The 18,830-nt window shown below is 65.3% G+C and carries 17 protein-coding genes; 11 read left to right on the top strand and 6 right to left on the bottom strand.

All coding sequences use genetic code 11. The features are described from left to right. Positions 1 to 344: 344 nt before the first annotated feature. Together DFR29_RS27385 and DFR29_RS27380 are read right to left on the bottom strand one after the other, a co-directional pair. A complete protein-coding gene (locus DFR29_RS27385; RefSeq protein ID WP_133821829.1) occupies positions 345 to 815 on the bottom strand; it encodes an AtaL-like protein in 471 nt (156 codons plus the stop codon). Between the two features lie 35 nt (positions 816 to 850). Then, positions 851 to 1,720 carry an SDR family oxidoreductase gene (locus tag DFR29_RS27380; protein WP_133821828.1) on the bottom strand — a complete coding sequence of 290 codons (870 nt, stop codon included), beginning with the start codon at positions 1,718 to 1,720 and terminating at the stop codon, positions 851 to 853. Positions 1,721 to 1,818: 98 nt separating this feature from the next. On the opposite strand from DFR29_RS27380, the gene DFR29_RS27375 reads away from it, so the two are divergent. From DFR29_RS27375 to DFR29_RS27360, 5 genes are all read left to right on the top strand, one after another. Next, positions 1,819 to 2,712, top strand: coding sequence for a LysR substrate-binding domain-containing protein (locus tag DFR29_RS27375; RefSeq protein WP_133821827.1), 894 nt, complete (start codon positions 1,819 to 1,821; stop codon positions 2,710 to 2,712). A 154-nt stretch (positions 2,713 to 2,866) separates the two neighbouring features. Next, positions 2,867 to 4,432, top strand: coding sequence for an NHL repeat-containing protein (locus DFR29_RS27370; protein ID WP_133821826.1), 1,566 nt, complete (start codon positions 2,867 to 2,869; stop codon positions 4,430 to 4,432). 244 nt (positions 4,433 to 4,676) lie between these two features. Next, positions 4,677 to 5,018 carry a carboxypeptidase-like regulatory domain-containing protein gene (locus tag DFR29_RS27365; RefSeq protein WP_133821825.1) on the top strand — a complete coding sequence of 114 codons (342 nt, stop codon included), beginning with the start codon at positions 4,677 to 4,679 and terminating at the stop codon, positions 5,016 to 5,018. Positions 5,019 to 5,151: 133 nt separating this feature from the next. Continuing rightward, positions 5,152 to 5,316, top strand: a complete 165-nt coding sequence (locus DFR29_RS29485) for a hypothetical protein (protein WP_166654383.1) — start codon at positions 5,152 to 5,154, stop codon at positions 5,314 to 5,316. A 384-nt stretch (positions 5,317 to 5,700) separates the two neighbouring features. Next, complete coding sequence (locus DFR29_RS27360; RefSeq protein ID WP_208113755.1) at positions 5,701 to 6,120, top strand: SRPBCC family protein; 420 nt, start codon at positions 5,701 to 5,703, stop codon at positions 6,118 to 6,120. A gap of 8 nt (positions 6,121 to 6,128) precedes the next feature. Here DFR29_RS27360 and DFR29_RS27355 read toward each other — a convergent pair whose 3' ends face one another. Next, on the bottom strand, positions 6,129 to 6,482 hold the full coding sequence (locus tag DFR29_RS27355) for a hypothetical protein (RefSeq protein WP_133821823.1): 354 nt from the start codon (positions 6,480 to 6,482) through the stop codon (positions 6,129 to 6,131). A 36-nt stretch (positions 6,483 to 6,518) separates the two neighbouring features. Here DFR29_RS27355 and DFR29_RS27350 point away from each other — a divergent pair, with 36 nt between their 5' ends. Further along, positions 6,519 to 6,836, top strand: a complete 318-nt coding sequence (locus DFR29_RS27350) for a hypothetical protein (RefSeq protein WP_133821822.1) — start codon at positions 6,519 to 6,521, stop codon at positions 6,834 to 6,836. Between the two features lie 2 nt (positions 6,837 to 6,838). Continuing rightward, positions 6,839 to 8,569, top strand: coding sequence for a collagen-like domain-containing protein (locus tag DFR29_RS30380; RefSeq protein ID WP_208113754.1), 1,731 nt, complete (start codon positions 6,839 to 6,841; stop codon positions 8,567 to 8,569). A gap of 4 nt (positions 8,570 to 8,573) precedes the next feature. Here the strand turns inward: DFR29_RS30380 and DFR29_RS27340 are convergent, their stop codons facing one another. The 3 genes from DFR29_RS27340 to DFR29_RS27330 form a co-directional block, all read right to left on the bottom strand. Next, a complete protein-coding gene (locus tag DFR29_RS27340) occupies positions 8,574 to 8,978 on the bottom strand; it encodes a hypothetical protein (protein ID WP_133821821.1) in 405 nt (134 codons plus the stop codon). A 70-nt stretch (positions 8,979 to 9,048) separates the two neighbouring features. Then, positions 9,049 to 12,615, bottom strand: coding sequence for a calcium-binding protein (locus DFR29_RS27335; RefSeq protein ID WP_166654381.1), 3,567 nt, complete (start codon positions 12,613 to 12,615; stop codon positions 9,049 to 9,051). Between the two features lie 378 nt (positions 12,616 to 12,993). After that, positions 12,994 to 13,179: a hypothetical protein gene (locus tag DFR29_RS27330; protein ID WP_133821819.1), complete on the bottom strand. Its 186-nt coding sequence runs from the start codon at positions 13,177 to 13,179 to the stop codon at positions 12,994 to 12,996. Positions 13,180 to 13,701: 522 nt separating this feature from the next. On the opposite strand from DFR29_RS27330, the gene DFR29_RS27325 reads away from it, so the two are divergent. The 4 genes from DFR29_RS27325 (at position 13,702) to DFR29_RS27310 (ending at position 18,552) form a co-directional block, all read left to right on the top strand. Further along, positions 13,702 to 14,157, top strand: coding sequence for a DUF3592 domain-containing protein (locus tag DFR29_RS27325; protein ID WP_133821818.1), 456 nt, complete (start codon positions 13,702 to 13,704; stop codon positions 14,155 to 14,157). Positions 14,158 to 14,789: 632 nt separating this feature from the next. Beyond that, complete coding sequence (locus tag DFR29_RS27320) at positions 14,790 to 15,281, top strand: hypothetical protein (protein ID WP_133821817.1); 492 nt, start codon at positions 14,790 to 14,792, stop codon at positions 15,279 to 15,281. 972 nt (positions 15,282 to 16,253) lie between these two features. Continuing rightward, a complete protein-coding gene (locus DFR29_RS27315; RefSeq protein ID WP_133821816.1) occupies positions 16,254 to 17,240 on the top strand; it encodes a hypothetical protein in 987 nt (328 codons plus the stop codon). A gap of 247 nt (positions 17,241 to 17,487) precedes the next feature. Continuing rightward, entirely contained in the window at positions 17,488 to 18,552 is a 1,065-nt protein-coding gene (locus DFR29_RS27310; RefSeq protein WP_133821815.1) for a hypothetical protein, read from the top strand. Positions 18,553 to 18,830: the final 278 nt, after the last annotated feature.

The raw sequence follows: 18,830 nt of genomic DNA, 5'->3' as shown, positions 1-18,830 counted from the left end.
CTGGACGTCTGCTGTGCGCATTGCTGTTCGCTAACCCGTTATTGATGGCGCCTATCATTGTGCCTGCGGAAACTGGTTTCTCAACAGCCTGCTAGTGTCTACATGCAGCAGTTCCGGCCAGCCGGCACGGGCGGAATCCATGGCAGGTATCAGATCTGCTATGACTACTACAGCAATGGCGAGCGAGCAGCCACGCAGTCTACCGCTCAGGTCTGGCAACTCTGTCGCGAGGAACGTGTCTGCGCCGGGGCGGCAGATCCGCCCCGGCGCGGGCTACTATCCAATGGTGACCGTATGGAGAGTCAACCCTTGGGCGGTCGTTGGCTGTCGGCCACGCCCGCCTACTAGGTGCCATTCGCCAGCAGTTCGCGCGTGCGCCGGAGCGTGGACAGCAAGGCGCTCTTGTAACCACGTTCGCTGTCCATCATGGCCTGCTCGGCCTGCTCTTCCGCGCCACCGGGCGGCTTGTCGCGCAGGCCGAGGTAACAGTAAAAGCGCAGGTGCAGATCTCCCTGCTCGTCCTCGATGATCTCGTTGACGATCGCACCCTCGCGCGGACCGCTAGCCTGGAAGAACGTCACCTTCCGGCCCGGCTCGAAGGCAATGATCTCGCGCAGGTCATCGCCGGCAATCGTCGCTTCACGGATGAAATGGCTGGCACCTTCCTCGACGATGTCGCAGCGACTGCACAGGCCGGGCGGCAGGAAGAGACGCGCGTCGCGGGCTTTCAGAACCAGCCCTTGCCACAGCTGGTCGCGGTTTAGCGGAACCTCGCCTGCAGGGTTCACGCGGACGGTGGCGGTGGAATAGATCATGTCGGAATCCTCGGTCAGGGGCGCTGCGCTGGCGCTTACGCCGACGCAGCCAGTTCGGTGGCAAATGCGCGGTAGGAGCGCAGCGGACGGCCCAGCAGCTGCACAAGCCGCTCCCGGTCGCCGGCTTCGGGACGCATGCCGTCAGTCAGGAAACGCTCGCTCATCAGACGCATGTCGTAGGCCATCCATGACGGCATGAACTGACGCAGGTTCTGCTCGAAGCCCGCCGGGTTGTCGCCGCCGTAGGCGATGGCGCGGCCGAGCACGTCGGACCAGATCGACGCGATATCGCTGCTGGTCAGCGTATCGGGGCCGACCAGGTTGATGACCTCGGTCGGCAGCGCGGTAGCGGCCGACTCGCGGCGGATCAGTTCCAGCGCGGCGACTTCGGCAATGTCGCGTGTGTCGACCATGGCCAGGCCAAGGCTGCCGACCGGCATCGGATAGACGCCGTACTGGAGGATCACATCCTTCACCGTGCGGTCGTTGTCCATGAAATAGGCCGGCCGCAGGATGGTGGCGCCGAAGCCCAGCGTCTGGATCATCCGCTCGACGCCGAACTTGCCGGCAAAGTGCGGCACGTTGACATACACATCGCTATGGATGACCGACAGGTAGACGATGCGCTCGACGCCGGCAGCGCGCGCCAGGTTCAGGGTGACCAGCGCTTGGGTGAACTCGTCGGGCACTACTGCATTTAGCAGGAACAGGGTCGAGACACCGTCGAACGCCTTTCGCAGGGCGTCAACGTCGAGCAGGTCGCCCTGCACCACGGAAACGCCCGAGGGAAAACTGGCCTTGGCCGGATCGCGCACCAGGGCGCGCACGTCGGCGCCACGCGTGCTCAGGTGTTCGACGACTTGGCGGCCGACAGTGCCGGTGGCGCCGGTTACGAGGATGGTCATGGCAGAACTCCAGTGGGTTGGGGTGTAGCCATCTTTCATGATCCATGTGCGGGCCGATAGCCTCATAATCTGGACTGCCTGTCTCTCTGGTGGAACGTTTGGACCTGCTCGCCCTTGCAGACTTCAACCTGGTTGCGAAACACGGCGGTTTCGGCCGGGCAGCGCGTGCGGCCGGCCGGCCCAAGGCCACGCTGTCGCGGCGTGTTGCCGAGCTGGAAAGCAGCCTTGGCCTGCGCCTGTTCGAGCGCGGTGCTCACCGGCTCGCCCTCACCGAGGAAGGCCGGGCGCTGCACGAGAGAACGGCGGCCTTGCTCACCGAACTCGACGAGACCGCTAGCGACATTGCTTCCGGCGGTGCCTGCCCCCGGGGCACGCTGCGGATCAGCGTTCCGCTGCTGTTCTCGCAGATCGCGATGGGAACACTGGCTGCGCGATTCGCGCTGCGTTATCCCGATATCCGGCTGGAAGTCACCACAGAGGACCGGGCGGTCGACATGGTGGAAGAGGGCTACGACCTCGTCATCCGCATCAACCCCGATCCTGATGAAACGCTGGTCGGCCGCGTGTTCCTGCGCGATCGCCTGGTCGTGGTTGGCCGCGCAGGAATCGACGCGCGCCGCGATGCCGAAAAAATTCCCGCGGTCATGCGCGGGACACGCGCGTCCTCGACCCGCTGGGCCCTGCGTACTTCGTCGGGCGACATCGTCCTGGAGGTCGAGCCCAGGCTGTGCATGTCTTCGATGATCATGGTCCGCGATGCCGTCCGCGCGGGCATTGGCATCGCACGGCTGCCCCTGTCCCTGGTGAGCCATGACCTGGCACGGGGAAGCCTGGTGCTCTGGGGCGAGGTTGACGGCCCCGATATCGAACTGTGGTTGCTCTACCCCTCGCGGCGTCTTCTGAGCGCACGCGTCACTGCTTTCGTGGACTTCTTCCGCGAGGCCTTTCCGTCGGGAACCCCCGAAGAACTGGCCGCTTACATGAACGCCTAGCGGCGCGCCATTGCCGCGTGCTGTCCCGCATTGGGCCAGTGCTTTCGCGCCATCCCCACAGGGGTAGCGCGCACCGCCGGTGTCAGCTTTCTGCAGCGGCAACGTATGCCCCGACGAACGCGCAGAAGCCCTGCGCCCAACCGGGTTCGTACCTATGTCCTGCGTCCTGCGCGGTGTTGTCTGTTGTGCTTTCCTTTGCCTGCCCTCGCTGGCCTTCGCCCAGCTCGACAGCAGTCTCGATCCCAGCTTCGGCGATGCGGGCCGCAGCGCCTTCGCCATCGTCTCGCGCGACCCGGCGGAAACCCCAGGGGCGCTGAACTGGGCGCAGGTCGCCCCGTTCAAGGTGCTGCCGCGGGGCGATGGATCGGCCATCGTCTGGTCGAACGCGGCAACGCCGTACGACCTGCCGATCAGCACCTCGTCCGTGCCGGTGGCGGTGCGCATCCTCGCCAACGGCGTGTGGGATACGTCCTGGGGCGCCAGCGGCGGCGGGCGCACGGTGATCTACGTCGGCGAAGACTATTCGTGGCGGGCGAACGATGCGGTATCCACACCCGACGGCGGCTCGGCTGTCGTCGGCACCATCGACAATCCCGATGGCAGCAGCGACATGGCCGTGTGGAAATTTACCGCCGCGGGGCAGGCCGATAGCAGCTTCGGCAACGGCGGCCTGCGCCGCCTGCGCCGCGACGGCTTGCCCTCGGACGCCGGCAAGGCGCTGCACCTCGCCGACCTCGATGTCACCGGCGTGGGGTTTCCGGTGCCGAACCTGCTCATCGTTGCCGGCAACGTGCGTGATGGCCTCAGTGGCCCGCATGGCCTGGGCCTGACGCTCATGGATCTGACGGGAACCCTTTGTCCGTCATCCGTCGCGGGCTGCGGCAACGTGGTGGCGGGCGACGTCGGCCTGTCCACCGAATGGGGCATGCTGCGCATCGGCACGGGCCTTTGCCCGAACGGCGCAGACATCGACGTGGCCGACCTGACCAAGTTTGATGCCGGCGTTGCCGAGGCCATTCCCGTGCTGATCCGCGGCTGCGGCGACACCGCCGTGGTCAAGCACACCGTGATGGGCAACAACGGTGGCAGCTGGCGCTGGACGACCAACTCCGCCTACGCCAACACCGGCCGTTCGCTGGTGACCTTCGGCGCCGGCTTCCGCGTGGACGGCAACGCCATCGTGCATGCGCCCGACGCTAGCCTGCCGCTCGGCAGCGAATCGCTGGTGATTGCCGGCGCGCGCGCGCTGTCCAACGGCAGCCAGCCTTTGATGATGGTGGCCCGCCTGAACCGCACCACGTTTTCCGCACAGACCTACGATGCCGATCCGCCGGGCGACTCCTGGCTGAGCCCCGGCGCCTACGCCGACGCGCTGCTGGTGCAGCCGGATGGCAAGCTGATCCTCGGTGGCGGCATGGCGCTCTCGTCCTGGACATTCGGCGATTCGCTGCTGATGCGGCTCAACGCCGACCTCACGCCCGACCCCTCGTTCGGCAACCTTTCCGCCAGCCTGCCGGGACGGCAGATCTACGGCTATGCGATAGGCGGCACCGATCGCGACAACCGCATCAACGCCATTGCCCTGACCCCCGACGGCAAGCTGCTGGCCGCGGGCTATGCCTATGCCAGCAACGACGGCAATGCCCGCTACGGATCGCTGATGCGGATGCGGCTGGAGGGCGACCGCATCTTTGCCAATGGGGTTGACGGGCAGCAGTGAGCGGCCGGCCTGCGGCCGTGCAATCTCGACGCCCGGCGGCCGGCCGAACCGCCAGCCAGAACTGTCCTGCGCAGGCATGGCTCCGTGCTGGCAGCGCGCACCAGCGCAGCACCTGGCGACCGCCTGCCGTCCCTGTGACGGCAGCTCGCGCGATGCCGGGGCACCGCACCGGCACGCGGCGCGATAGCTGCCGCTGCGCCCGCGCGCTAGCTAACCCGTGATCCCCCACGGAGCCCGGCGTCCCATGCTTGCCTACCTCACGCGACTGCTATTCACCCTGGCCGTTCTCGCCCCCGCACTGCCCGCCGCTGCCCAAGACGCGCCGGGCAGCGCAGCCATCAAAGTCACCAACCGCGAAGGCGATATCCTGCCCGGCGCCACCGTGGCCCTGGGCGTACGCGGCAACTACTCGGTCTACCAGCTTGCCGGCCCCACCGGCATCGCCACCTTCCAGAACCTGGCTGCCGTGACCTACGGCGTGCAGGTCACGCAGGAGAGCTTCGTCACCGCGAACACCAGCGTGACCATCCAGGCCGGCCAGACCACGTCGCTGCATGTGAAGATGACGCCGGTCAAGATCGATTGATGGTGTGGGCGCGGAACGGCGGCCAAGCGGCAGGGATGGCGCAGTGTTCCCGCGTATCGCGAAACACACGCCATCGCGCAGGTGAGGCGGCAACGCTGTTGATGCGGAGCGATGCGCCCTCCACGACGAAGCCATGGCCCGCCTGGCTGCTGTCAGTTCGCTCAGCGATGCGTTGCTGAGCATGCAGGTCGAAGACCCGGGACGGCGCTCGCATGCGCGAATGATGGAGGCGATTGCCGTTCTGTCGCGGGATGCGAAAGGGTTGATCGAAGCGACGGGGCATGCGTTGGCCGAGTAGGTCAGCCAATTCCTGGGCCGGTCGCTATCGAGTCGGTGGCTGGCCCGGGAGCGACAAAACGATTCCCCTCGACGCGCTCCAATTCACGCGGTCGCCGTGTCGGCGTTCGAGTCAGGGAAGTTCTGAACAGGCCCCCCAATTTGTGCCGGGATTGGCCCACCCCGCAATGCTTGAGCTATTGCAAGCAGCGCGGATCCTGCCACCCCGCCAGCAACCTCGGGCCTGCACGTCATCTCAACGCTCACGGGCTGGCAGGATTTCAAGCGAGTCCCGCCGGTGACGGTCGACACCTTCGCGAGGCTCAACAATAAAAATTCAGCGCCACGTTGAAGTGGTAGATTACGCCGAGCAAATTTCAGTCGACCTTGGAGTGCGCGAGTGCAAGTGGAAAGCCGCATCATGATTTCTGTGCCACCCAAAAAAATATTTGAAATATACGCGGATGTCAGCAACTGGAAAATTTGGGATCCGGACACCAAGGCATCGTCGATTGACGGGCCATTCCAGACAGGGAGCCAGGGTCGGATTACTCCAGCCAAAGGAATGGCTGTTCCGATGAATTTCATTTCGGTGGTTCCTGACAAATCGTTCACTGTCGAGTCCAGGATTCCGCTTTTCCGAATGCTGTTCGAGCACGAACTCAACGAAACCGCGGCTGGAACCGAAGTTGTGCACAGAGTGACGTTTTCCGGGGCGCTGTCTTTTGTGCTGGGGCCTATCGTCGGCAACCCATTGCGCACGGGGCTTCCTGTCACGCTGGCGGCGCTCAAACGGTTGGCAGAGACTGGTACGGTTTCTGCCTAGCCAGTCGCTCAACGGTGGAGAACCCTCCGGATCCGGTTCGAATGGCACTGGCTTAGCGCCAACCCACTGACCTGAAAGCAAAGCCGGCTCGCGATCGCATAGGGTTGGCGACTGTAGGCTTCGTCGCCGCCGAAGGCGTGGCTCGTGCGCTTGAATGCCAGCAGACGCGACAGGGAATTGGCCTGTCGCGCACATCGCCAAGCGCAGTGATAGCCGCCGCCGCTGTCTTGCGCTAATGGGCGGAAACCTGCACCGATCAACACCCAGGCCACGGTAATCGACGCCGCACCACACGCCTGCAACGGTTCGCCGCAGCGGCATTCGGAATAGCCCAAAAGCCGGTGTCCAAATTCATGCCGCACCTATATGCTCCGTCGGCGAATCCACAGGGGAATTCGATGAATATCCAGAATCCGCGCGATCGATCCCGATCGCGCTCAGGGGCGTTTGTGCTCCTCGCGCTCGCAACGGCGCTGCTTGTCTCGCCATCGTCGGACAGCCGTGCCGGCTCACCCACCTACAGCATCGACATTCACCGCATCAGCGCCGGCGGCGGTTCGCTGCGCAATGCCTGTTATCGGTTGAACGGCAGTATCGGCCAGCCGGCACCAGGCTATTCAAGCGGGACGACGTATTCGGTCAATGCCGGCCTCTGGCCTGCCGTTGCCGTGGAACGTCCCGACCAGTTGTTCTTTAGCGGCCTCGAAGGGTGCTGATCATGAAAAAGCGTCATCTGTCCGCGCTGCTCGCCGCAGCGCTGTTCTGTTGCGCGTCGCACGACGCGTTCGCCGCGCCGTTTGCGCCGCAGTCGTCTGCGTTCACCTACCAGGGCCGGCTCAATGCGAGCAGTGGCCTTGCCAATGGCAGCTACGTATTCACGTTCACGCTCTACAACGCCGCCAGCGGCGGCGCGCAGGTGGTCGGCAGCACGCCGATCCAGCAGTCGATCGAAGTGGTCGACGGCCTGTTCACCACCGATCTCGATTTCGGCGCGGTGTTCAACGGCACGCAGTACTGGCTGGAGATCAAGGTCGGCACCACGGCCGGCAACCAGGAAATCCTCGCCGGCCGCCAGCCGATTGCGGCGACACCGGTCGCGCAGTATTCGCTGAATCCCGGGCCTGCCGGCGCCACCGGCGCGACGGGCGCGGCCGGTCCGCAGGGTGTCACGGGCGCGACGGGTACGCAGGGCGCTATCGGTCCGACAGGACTGCAAGGGCCCATCGGCGTGACCGGCGCGCAAGGCCCGCAGGGGGCAACCGGCCCCGCGGGAGCCGCGGGAGCGACCGGAAACACAGGACCCGCCGGTGCCATAGGCGCGACCGGTAACACCGGCGCAGCCGGCGCCACGGGCGCCACCGGAACCACGGGTGCCACCGGCGCGACCGGGCCGCAAGGCGCGCAGGGCGTGCAAGGCGCGGCCGGCGTGCAGGGCCCCACCGGTCCGCAGGGGCCCATCGGCCCGACCGGCGCGCAAGGTGCCCAGGGCCCGCAGGGTGTGCAAGGCGTGGCGGGGCAGCTCGGCCCCACCGGTCCGCAGGGGACAGCGGGTGCGACCGGAGCGCAGGGCGCGGCCGGCGTGGCGAATCTCTACGGCGATGGTTCCGACGGCACCGGCACTTTCGCCACCGCCGACTGGACCAGCGCGCCGCCGGCGAGCACGCTGCAATTCACCAATCTGACCGTCAACGGCACGCTGACCGTGCCGAGCGGCCTGGTCATCCGGGCGACCGGCAACGTCGTCATCAATGGCCAGATCGCCGTGGCGAAGAATGCGCTGGCCGGCATCGGCATCGCCGGCTCCGACGCGGTGCCCGGCAACAACAGCATCGGTACCGGCGGCGGCGCGACGAATCCGCTGTTCGCCCGCCTCGTGGTCACGCCGGGTCCGGTCGGCGGCGGCGTAGGGCCGTTCAGGGCCAACAACGTGTCGACACCGGCCGGCGGTGGCGGCACCGTCGTCATCGTCGCGGCCGGGTCGATCACCATCGCAGGTAGCGGCTCGATCATCGCCGACGGCGCAGTTGGCCCTGCGGTGATTGCGTCGGCGAGCAACGGCGGCGGCGGTGGCGGCGGTGGCGTCATCGTCCTGGCCTCGAAAACGTCGATCGTGAACAGCGGCACGATCCGCGCGGCTGGCGGCAAGGGTGCCGACGCGCTGAACATCGCGACCGGCAGCGCGGCATCCGGCGGCGGTGGCGGCGGTGTCGTCAACCTGCTGGCGCCCGCGATCACCGCGGGCTCGGTCATCGTTGCCGGCGGCGCGGCAGGCAGCGGCACGAATACCAGCGCGAACACCGGCTGGGGCGGCGGTGGCGGCGGTTCCGGTGGTGCCGGCGGCAACAGCGGCAACGGATCCACGGGTGCGACTGCCGGCAGCACCGGTCTTTCCTTCCAGAAGATCACCAGCGATCCGTCGACGCTGTTCGTTGCGCCGGTGAGTCGCTGAAGCCTTAGCGCGTCTGACGAAACGCAATCCGCTCTGCTGGCAGCGGCTTAACGTCCTTCTCTTCACCCTTGGAGGGGAGGGCTTTAAAGCCAGGATTTCGGCATTTTGTCAGACGCTCTTTGCGAGTACGCGGCACCGGTCGGGCGTGATGACGCCTGATCGGCAACGGCGAGTCCGGACAGGTGCCGGGCTCGCCGGTGCGCGGGAAAACCGGGAAACCCGCAACCCCTGAAAGGGCATGGCCGCGCTGACCGTCGTCGCGCGAAGTCGGCAGCCCGTGCACGGCGTGCATCAATGCGCCGTCATCGGAATGCTGCAGATCGGTGGCGCCATGCAGCGAACGCGACCCTGTCGCGACGCGACGCGGCATCACCCAGACACCACCAGGAAAAAAGCCGGACGCCGTCATCGACGACATCCGGCCGGAATCGCGCTGCGCCCGTTCGCGATGACTGGCGAGCGGGCGCAGCGGCGATGGCTTACTGGCAGACCGCGCTGCCACCCCAGGTCACGCTGAACAGGCTGGCGGGAACGTAGGTGGTGTTCCACGCCTTGTTGTCGCTGCCCGAGCCGGCCAGGCGCAGGTCTTTCGAATTCGACTGGTTGCCCGTGATCGAATCGTTGTCGCTGTTGCCGAACAGGAAGTCGCGGTTGTCCGGCGTGCTGGTGGAGTAACCGTCGAGCGTGTCGTTGCCGCTGTTGCCGAACGCGAAGTTGGTGCCTTCGACGGCGCGCAGGCGGTCGGCGCCGGCACTGCCGAAGCTGAAATCGGTGCCGCTGCCCGAGTTCAGACGGTCATCGCCCGAGCCGGCAAACAGCAGATCGTTGCCATCGGCACCGTCGATGGTGTCGTTGTTGTCGCCGCCGAACAGCAGGTCCGATTCGCTGTCGCCGCGGGCATAGTCGTCGCCGTTGCCGCCGAACAGCAGGTCGATGCCGGCACCGCCGAGCAGGTGGTCGTTGCCGCCACCGCCGAAGGCGAGATCCAGGCCGCTGTCGCCGGCAACGTAGTCGTTGTCGTCGCCACCGAACAGGATGTCGCTGTCGTTGCCGCCCTTGAGGGTGTCCACGCCGGCGCCGCCGAAGGCCACATCGAAGCCGTTGCCGCCGTCGATGAAATCGCCGCTGCCGCCACCGAACAGCAGGTCGAAGCCGTCGCCGCCGTCGATGGTGTCGCAGTCGTCGCCACCGAATACCAGGTCGCTGTCGGCACCGCCCTTGATCACGTCCCAGCCGTTGCCGCCGAACAGCACATCCAGGCCGCTGTCGCCGTTGATCAGGTCCAGCCCGTCGTTGCCGAATACCAGGTCGGTGCCATCGTTGCCGCTGATCTTGTCGTTGCCGCGGTTGCCGAACAGCAGATCGATGTCGGCACCGCCTTCGATGACGTCATTGCCCGAGTTGCCGAACACCAGGTCGATGCCCGATTCGCCGTAGAGGAATTCGTCTTTCTTCTCGCTGTTGTCGTTGCCGAAGATCACATCGGTCGACGCGCCGCCGCGCACGATGTCCGACTCGCTATTGCCGAACAGCAAATCGATGCCGTCGCCGCCGTTGATCTGGTCTTCGCTGCTGCCGCCGAACACCAAGTCGACGCCGTCGTTGCCGTCGATGATGTCGGCATCGTTCGCGCCGAAGATCAGGTCGATGCCGTTGCCGCCGAAGATACGATCCACGCCGTTGCGGCCGAACACCAGGTCCATGCCGTCGTCGCCGTAGAGCGTGTCGTTGCCGTCGCCGCCGAACACCAGGTCGATCAGCCCGGCGCTGCCGCGCACGGTGTCGTTGCCGTCGTTGCCGGTGACGAGATCGTTGCCGTCGTTGCCGACGACCGAGTCGTTACCGCCCGAGCCGAACGCGAAGTCCATGCCGGTGCCGCCGTCGATGCGGTCGTCGCCGTCCGCGCCGAACACGAAATCGACGCCCGCGTTGGCGGCAATGGTGTCGTTGCCCTCGTTGCCGAAGATGAAGTCGCCCAGCAGCGGCATCACGCCGGCTACCGTGGTGTTGCTGCCGATGATGATGTCGTTGCCGATGCCGCCGAAGAAAAAGGTGCCGAACGGTACGTCGATGCCTTCGATGCGGAACACGCCGGGGTCGATGTTCCGGATCTGGTCATCGCCCTGCTGGCCGAACAGGAAGTCGATGCCCATCTCGCCGTCGATGATGTCGTTGCCCGGCGGGTGGCCGAACAGCAGCGCGTCGCCGAAGACGATGTCGGTATAGCCGTGCTCGTCGACAGCGCCGTTGTCGCCCAGGTCGGCCGCGACTTCGCCGCCGAAAATGGTGTCGTCGCCGGCCTGGCCGATCAGCAGGTTGCCCAGGTCGAATTCCAGCACGACAGGGCCTGCCGTCACCGTATACGAGCGGCCGGCGCCGCCGTGGATTTCGTCGTTGCCGCGGCCGCCGAGCACGATGTCGTGGTGGTCACCGGCGTAGACCGTGTCGTCGCCGGGGCCGGCGATCACCAGATCCGGATTGCCATGGCTTTCGATGCAGTCGTCGCCGCGCAGGGCAAGAATCACATTGATGTTGTCGCCAGTGACGATGTTGTCGTCCCAGGGCGTGCCGATCACCACGCTGGCGGCGCCGAGATTGAACTCGAAGTTCCAGGTTTCGTCGTCGCACAGCACTTCGCCGCCCTTGGCGCCGTCGGCAACGGCCGTGGCCTTGGCGCTGGCGAGGTCGTGCTTGGGCTTGGCACGCGAACCCGGCAGCACCGGCACGCTGCTGTCGTCGATATCGGCCGTATACGCGGAACTGGCCCATTCGTCGAAATCGGTTTCGAAGGCCAGCGCGTTGGCGGCCAGCGTGGTGTTCTCGATGCGTGCAGCCTTGACCATGCCGGCGTTTTCCAGCGCCAGGCGCCAGGCTTCCACCCGCGGCTCGATATCGTCGAGCAGGGCCTGCGCCGCCGTGGCGATGGGCTGGTAGCCGGCACCGTTTTCGTCGACGCCGACGGTCGGCGCGTAGTTCTCGAAGCCGGCGCTGTCGGCACAGGCCAGCAGCGTGTTCTCGTAGCGCTGGAACTCGGCTTCGGCCGCGGCGATTTCCGCTTCGGCACCGGCGTTGTATGACTCGTCGTCCGAGGTCGTCGTGAGTTTCGCTTCAAGCCCGCGCAGCCGCTCGCTGATCTTGGCGACCTGGCCGTTGACACACTGCATCACCGGGCCGGCGTAGTGCGCCGACTGTTCCGTCGCGGTCTGCGCGATCTGCTGCGCCTTGGCCTGCAGCTCGGCCAGATCGGCATTCACCTGGTTCATGAAACTGTCGTGCTGCGCCTGTATGCCCGCCGCGGCGTCGTCGAGCAGCGCCTGGCCATTGGGGCCTTCGTGGATCTGCAGTTCGTAGAAATCGACGAGTTCCTGCTCGGCCTCGACGCGGAACAGCTCGATTTGGTCCGACTGCTGCTGCACCACCTGGCCGACACGCTGGAAGATCGCCCGCTGCGTATCGATCAGTGCCAGCAGATCGGTTTGCGCCGGAGCGACGACAACGGCCTCTTCGGGCACGGTGATCGCCGCGAGCGGCGCCAGCGCACCGGCCTTCAGCGGAATCGCGATGCCGCCTTCGGCGAGTTCGCCACGGAACGCGATGCGGTACTTGTCGCCGTCGTTGCGCAGGTTGTCGGCGTAGAGCACGCCGGTGATGCCGTCGCCAAGCTGGATGGCGACCAGTTGCGTGGAAGCCGGATCGATCGCCACCGATGCCTTGCGCACGATGGTGGCGTCTGCAGCGTTGACGACCCAGAAATGCATCTGGTTGCTATCGCGGATGAGGTAGACCGCGCCGGTACCGGTGATCGTGACAGCGACATCGGGCGTCGACGGCGCCGGGTTCTCGGCCGTGGACGGCATCGACGCAGCGTCGATACTGCTGGCCGGTACGTTCGCAGCGCCGTGCACGCCGGCAGCGCACATCAGCGTGGCAAGGGTGACGGCGGCGGCGAGCAGGCAGCGGCGCAAGCCGGCGCGCTGCAGCCAGCCATTCGGTGCAAACGACGGTCCGCTGCGTGGGCGAGCAGGGGCGTGACAGGTACTGGGCATGACGTGACCTCTCCTGATGACGGTGGGCGACACGCCGCGACGCTGAGGCATTCAGGGAAGCCAGGCAGAGCGCTGCGGCGGGACCACTACAGCGCCCGGCGAGGTCAGCGGGCGAGCAGTAAACCGGGCCAAGTGGGGTCGCTGCCGGAACGAGGCAGGTACAAATGAGGGATATCTGGTTGTTTTTACACGTGCAAATGTGGAGCGCGAAAACATTCGCGCTCAGGGGCCGTGCGTCAGGCATTGGCGTCCGGTGGCCGAACCGCTTCCCAGTCCGCTGACGGCGTTGTATGCATCGGACAAGAAAGCAATCTTGCCGTTCTGGACCATGGCCGCAGCGGCGCGGACGCTGGGGCGTCCGCGCCGTCCGGGCTTTTTTCAGGGTTGCGCTTCGTTGTCGGTTTTGACGCTGCCGATGCCGTAGCTGAAGGTGTCGTCCGCGCCGATCAGCGGCGCATAGGTGTTGCCTGCCACCACAACCGGTACCGAGGCGCTGCTGATCAATGCATGCAGCAAGCTCGGCGTCGACGCGGAGTCGTAGTAGAAGTTGTCGAGAATCGACACTCGCTCCGTCGTGACCGCGGGCAATGCCGGCACGCTGCTGCCACAGATCGGTAGCGGAATCGCTGAATGCTTGCGTCGAATCGCCCCCTCCTTGGGGTCGTCGGGACTCCACAACAATTCACCGGTGTTTCGTGATTGTCGACTGCGCACTTCTGCGCGACTCCCTACACCAGACCTTTTATTTGCGCCCTCGGGGAGTTTTTATGAGCGCGCAACCCAACGGCATGGGCAGCGGGGTTATGGAACCCACCTGGGAATTTCATTTTCATCAGAACGAAGGCATCTTCGCTGATGAATTCGATAGGCCGGAACAAGAGTGAAAGCAGAAAAGGGGTAACGTTTCGTTACCGCCCTTGCACGCTCGTAACTCACTGATCAGGCGGAACTCGGCGCGACGCGCCGGATTGATGCCGACCGCGTGCGCTCGCGGTAGGGCGGGCATGCGGGGGAAGCGCCTGTAGCCGGCCTCCCGGTGGCTGCGCGTGTGCTACCGTCGTTCATCGAATCGGGAACAGTCGCTCCATGCCGAACCTAGCCGCGCTGACGATGGCCCTGGTCCTGTGCGGCGGCGGCGTTTTTCTGTTTGTGCTTTTTGTACGGCGCCTGCTGCTGCGCATCGCCATGCGGCGCTGGCCGCGCATGCGTGGAATCGTGCGCGAACACCGGGTTCATTCGCAGCGCAACCGTCACGGGGCCGGCCACCATCGCCCCATCGTGACCGTGGAGTGCACTTCCGCCGGCCGGAAATGGCGGGTGCACTGTGATTCCCCGACGCGACTGGGCTTCGCCACCGAGAACGCGGCGCGGTCCCACATGGAGCGCTTTCCGCGGGGAGAAAGCGTAGAAATCTACGTCGATCCCAACAACCCGCAGCGGGCGTTTCTGGTGCTGCCCGAGATGTCCGCGCTGCTCCTGTTGTTCCTGGGATCGCTGTTTCTGCTTGGCGTCGGTGCCGGCGTCATCAACGGATTGCTGTAGCTGGGGGAAATCTCGGGCTGAGCCGGCTCAAAGGGCGTTCACCGTTGTTCCCCCGGCCTCCTTGTATTCGTCAGACGCTTTCGTATTCGCCAATCGTCTGGGATGGCTCTGCCGCCATGTTCCACTCGATCACGGCCGCATCGGAATTCGCACAGGGTATTTGTCCCTTCGTGCAAGAAAGCGCAAGCGCGCCTGTGCGCCTGCACGGGCAACACACGTCGACGTACCGCCACGGCAGCTGACGCAAAACTGCCGGTGCGATTCCGCGCTGGCCTCCTGCACGAGGCGGCGGGCCGGCCCTTGCAGCGAGGGTTGTGCTGCCCCGAGCGAGTGGCCGGGATCGGAGTGAGACGATAGTCGCGGTCAGAACACTACGGTGTTCAGTGCTTCAGTTCTGCGGTGTGCCGAAGCGGGGCGTCGCCTTTCAGCGTATCCCGCCAGGACGATACCCCGGGGTCGATCGGATCCAGCCCTGGGTTCGGGCCGAGCGATAAGGCCATCGAACACGCGTCGCACGACCCAGCATGGCTGTGGGAACGCGCGCGTCTTTCGCTGGCCCGGCCGATGGCAGAAGCACGAAACCGATGGCACCGACCCCACTCTCGCAAAGTGCACACCAGGGAGAATTACCTATGAAATCGCCCCGCGCAGCAGCGTTCGTGTTCCCCGTGGTGTTACAGGCATTGGTGGCCTGTTCCACTCCCACTTCTGCTCCCACTGCCGCGGCCACCGCCACTGCCACGGCAGGGATAGGCTCCTGGCAAAACGAGGTGGAACGGGCAAAGCAGATGCTTACGCCGGTTCCCGACGCCTGCAGAGACGAACACAGTCTTCGCCGCTGCGTGCAGGTGAAAGGCAGAAACAAAATTGAATGGTATGTCGATGCCGGCAGCCCGCAAAAAAGGGCCGTAAAAGCGATCGAGGTTCTCTGGTACGGCGATCAGAACGAACGCACGGTAACCAGCTATCTCGAAAAAATTGGAATTTCCGCGGCAACCGTCAACCGGATACTCAAAGCAGCAGCGGTGAGTTCTGAGCAGCGATTCGACGATGGTGCCGTCGTGGTCGAGTACACGGGGTTCACGCTGGGGTTGCACGGGGTTGTCATCAAACCCAAGATCTAGCGGAGGCTGGCGTCACGATGATAGCCATCGGCAGCGACCTCGATTCGGTCTGCCGCCTGGGCTACAAGCGGGCGCAAGGCCGCAGAACCAGCGCCCGAAGGCGAGCCGACGGGCGCTGCCAAGAAAAAGGCCGCCGGCAGCAACCGTCGAGACCCTAACAACAACACCTCGAACACAAAAATTCAGACAGGCAACCGTCGATTCTCGCTGTTCCGCACGGCTTCGTGCGTCGCTCAGCCGAACCCGCCGCAGGCACCGGGCCGGGCGGTTGATCCGAATCCCAGGCCGGCGATCCCTCGGCGCGTTGCGGTGGAGTGGCGGCCGGACCCGGCAGAGGGGCGCCGAGACCTCACGAAGGATCGGCTGGGCCCGAGCAAGACTCGCCGAGACCCAATGCACGCTCAGCTGGACCCTGCGGAGGGTCGCCGGGACCCGACGCAAGGTCGGCTGGGCCCAAGCGAGGGTCGCCGGGACCCGACGCAAGGTCGGCTGGGCCCAACGCAAGGACGGCGGGGCCCGACGCAAGGACGGCGGGGCCCAACGCAAGGTCGGCTGGGCCTAAGCGAGGGTCGCCGGGACCCGACGCAAGGTCGGCTTGACCCAAGCGAAGGACGCCGGGGCCCAACGCAAGGTCGGCTGGGCCCAAGCGCGAGTCGCCGGGACCCGATGCAATGTCGCCTTGACCCAAGCGAAGGTCGCCGGGACCCAACGCAAGGTCGGCCGGACCCAAGCGAGGATCGCCGGGACCCGACGCAAGGTCGGCCGGACCCAAGCGAGGCTCGCCAGGACCCAACGCAAGGTCAGCTGGACCTAACCACCGGTCGCTGCAACCCTGCGCGGTTTCCGCGGGAGCCCCCGATAAGCCGACGCGTCAGTACCTACAAGAATGTAGAAACGGACGCACCCCGTGCACTGCTGTGCATTTGTTCAGGGGAGCACCATCAAAGGGAGTTACTGATGCGTAGGGATATATTGGCCGCAGCCTGGGTGGTTGCCGGCCTGTTGGGTGCGCAAGCCGCCGCCGCCGCGGTGCCCGCCGTGGAATGCCGCAACTGCACGACCGAGGCGCACGAGGAAGCGCTTGCACTCGGCATCCCGGGGCAGGGAATTCGTTTTGTATACAACTTTCGCCATCATTCGATCCGCAAGTTCAAGGTGTACGTCGATAGCGGCCTGCCCAGCGGCAGTTTCGTCACCGATGGCGTGCCGGTCGAGCCGCAGCCCGTCGACGGTGCGCGGGTGCAGACACGGTCGGGGACAGCCGTCCGCACGCTGTACGAGATGACTGTCGATTCGGACATGGTGGTGCTGTTTCGCGAGATGGATGCGTTCAATGCGGCCTATGCCGATGCCTGGTCCGGGCAGTTCCGCATCGACATCAATAACCTGGGGCTGACCAACGGCGATACCGGCGTGGTGCATTTCGATCCGCAGCGCATCGGCTGGGACTATCCCGATGGCGAAGGATTCCGTTTCATGGACCGGGTCAGCGACCTGTTGGGAGGAATCAACAGCTCAGCCAGCGTTGACGGGCGCCTCTCCCGATTAATCCACGGCATCCTCCGGCCCGCGACAGGTATCTCCATCGAAGGGGGCACGGACGGAGCGATGGCCGGGGTGCAACTGGGCAGCATCGGCTCTGAGTTCACGGTGGATTTCTGCAGCAGCGACGACTCCTGCGTAATCGTGCGGATGACCCTCACCACCAACGGCCTACGTTCCGACTACCTCGGCGCTTTCGACAAACTCGACGTGTCATTCCCCAGCTTGCAGTCAACGCTTCCGATACGCCGTCAATGGAGCGGTGGCGGTATCGAGAACGCGCGCAGCATGGCCCGCTTCATCGCCAACCGCATGGGCGGCACCTATTCGGTAGAAGCCGGCATGACCTGCAACCGCGTCACGATGGCCTGTATCGAGACCGGGACCTCGTTCATCTGCAAGGTCTACTGCCCGTAGCGGCGGACTTAGCCCTAGCGCCCTGGCCCCATTGTCGAAGTTGCATAGCGACAACCGGCCCACTACAGCGGCGAACGCCGGTTCCCGGGTCGGAAATATCGGATCGGCGGCGGCTGGACGTTAACCTGACCTCGTTGCCGATGGCAGCAATCCCCCGTGTTCGTCGTTTGATCTTCAGAAAGGCGCCCTCTGCCCCGACGCGGTCGGCACCTCCCTAAGACTCAGACTCGCCACGGGAGAAATATCCATGAACACGCTGTTGTCATCGCTGTTGCTGTTGGCCGCACCGGCGGTCGGTGCCGCGGACTGGGATAGTCCGCAGCCCATCCGCTGGGTACAACCCGCCCTGACCGCCCACGCGATTGGCGTGGAGCGCTCATCCACAACGCCAGCTGCCAACATCCTCGTGTTCGATTCGTTCTCGAACGCCACGAACCTCACGACGACGGGCAGTCTTCCCAGAACCTACATGGGATTCCAGTTCAATCTCGACAGTGCGGCAGGCAGCACGCCGATGATCAGCAGGATCGTCGTCTACATGGCCTACAACGGGACGACGGCGCGGTCCTACAGCCGCCTGCGCGTGCGATTGCAGATGTGGGATAGCTGGTGGTCGGAGAACGATCCCGTGTTTTCCATTCCCGTGGAAGCGGTGTACGTGGCGGATGTGGACCAGTCCATCCTGATGCAGCCCAACACGTTCGTGGCCATCAATCTGGATCTTCCCTCACCGATGCCCTTCACCGGGCTAACCTCGCATGGCATTGCCATCAACTTTCAGGGTGACACGGGCTCGGGGCTCGAAACCTCCAACGACCTGACGTCGCTGCTGCGCTACGGCAGCAATCCCATTGCCGTGGGCGCGAATCCAGCACCCCAGAGCTACGGTTACCGGAACGTCGGCGGTCAAACCACGTTCAATCATCCGCAGTCCGATTCCCGGACGTTCAACCAGTCGAACGAGGCAACGGCGCTCCAGCTCTACGCGACCACTGACCCCGTCACCGTTCAGAGCATCGCGAACTTCGTCGCCACGCCGGCAACCCCGGTCGTCAGCGACGGCAGCTTCACCGTTTCCGCTACCGGCGGCCCCTCGGGCAACCCCGTGGTGTTCTCGGTCAGTTCGGGCAGCGCCGCCGTGTGCACGGCCGGCGGCACCCATGGCACGACCATCACGATCCTCGCGGCCGGCACCTGCACCGTATTCGCCAACCAGGACGGCAACGCCAACCACACCGCGGCGCCGCAGCAATCGCTGCCCGTGAGCATCGGCGGCGCTGCTGACGAAATCTTCGGCGACGGATTCCAGTAGTCGGGAGTGCGACCACGCCGCATGCCAAGCAGGCGGCGTTTCACTTCGCAGAGCGCAGAAGGTGTAGCAAGCAAATGAACGCGATTTGCTCGTCGACATAGGTATGTAGCTCGGCGCCGTGCGACGCACCGCCAAGAGTGCAAGACGTGAGAGGTTCCAATCCAGGGTGGCCGGTGCGCCTGCTGACCGTGCAGCGCGCTGCCGAAAAAAGGGAGAGCCGTCTCGGGGCCGATTCTCGCAGAACCGCGACAGAGAGGGCGGGTTCACGGGCCGCAGCG

The sequence above is a fragment of the Tahibacter aquaticus genome, assembly GCF_004363655.1.
Classification (GTDB): Bacteria; Pseudomonadota; Gammaproteobacteria; order Xanthomonadales; family Rhodanobacteraceae; genus Tahibacter; species Tahibacter aquaticus.
This window is presented reverse-complemented; position numbering and strand designations above follow the sequence as displayed.